General features: G+C 68.5%; 1 protein-coding gene. It reads right to left on the reverse strand.

Annotated elements, in window-relative coordinates:
- A partial coding sequence (locus ACFY4A_RS42665) for a condensation domain-containing protein (protein WP_390834687.1) occupies positions 1-1,274 on the reverse strand: 1,274 nt, incomplete at both ends.

Raw genomic sequence — 1,274 nt, forward strand, 5'->3', positions numbered from 1 at the left:
CCACGCGCATCCACCACCCCATACGGCGCGGTGGGCTCGGTGACGTCCCCGACCAGATCGGCGAAGAACCGCTCATGCGCGGACCGCTCCCCCCCGCCACGCGACTGCGCCACGAAGTCACGAAACGGCAGCGGCTCGGGCAACTCACCGCCCCGGCCCGTCAGGAACGCCTCGACCTCCTCCAGCACCACTTCCAAAGCAGTGTGGTCCTGCACCATGTGATGCACCCGCACCAACGCCAGCCACCGACCGGCCACCGCGTCCGCCTCCGCGACCACATGCACATCGATCAACGGCGCCCGACCCACATCCATCGACAGACCGGCAGCGGCAAGCAACTGCTCCGCCAGATCCGTTCCCTCAGAAACCGGCTCCACCGTGACAACCGGCAGAGCAGCCCGACGACACACCACCTGGACCGGCTCACGCAGACCCTCCCAGACCAGGCCCGTGCGGAAGATGTCATGGCGGTCGACGACCCGCTGCAGCGCGCCCAGGAACGCGTCCAGCCGCTCACGCGAGTCGAACCCCAGGACCGTCGGCGTCACATACGCGTCCTCACCACCATCAGCCAGCAGATGATGGAAGAGCAGACCCTCCTGCAACGGAGCCAGCGGATAGACGTCGGCGACATTGGCCGCACCACCCTCCACGCCCGCAACGACCCGCTCGATCTCAGCCTCGGACAGCTCGACGAGAGTCAGCATCTCCGGCGTGATCTCCATGGCACCGTCCGGGATGCCGTTCGCCGGCACGGCAACCTGCTCCGCACCCGCCGCCGCGGCAAGACCGGCAGGCGTCGGCGTCTGGAACAACGCCCGCACCGACACCGTCACACCCCGCACCCGCAGACGCTCCACCAGCGACACCGCGAGCAGCGAATGCCCACCCAGCCGGAAGAAATCGTCCTCCACACCCACGCTCTCCAGGCCGAGGATTTCGGCGAAGACCGCGCACAGGATCTCCTCACGGGCATTGACCGGAGCACGGCCACCACCCGCGACGTATTCCGGAGCGGGAAGGGCCTTGCGATCCAACTTCCCGCTGACTGTGAGCGGCAGGGTGTCGAGGACCACGACCGCGGAGGGGACCATGTGGCCGGGCAGCTGTCCTGACGCGTAGGCGATCAGGGCGGCCGGCAGTCCGGCGTCATCCGTGGTTCCGGCGTCGGCCGGTACCACGTAGGCGACCAGGCGCTTGTCGCCGGGGGTGTCCTCACGTACGACCACGGCCGCCTGGGCGACACGTTCGTCAGCGGTCAGTACGGCCTCGAT

Origin of the sequence: Streptomyces sp. NPDC001292 (assembly GCF_042896465.1) — a bacterium.
GTDB lineage: Bacteria > Actinomycetota > Actinomycetes > Streptomycetales > Streptomycetaceae > Streptomyces.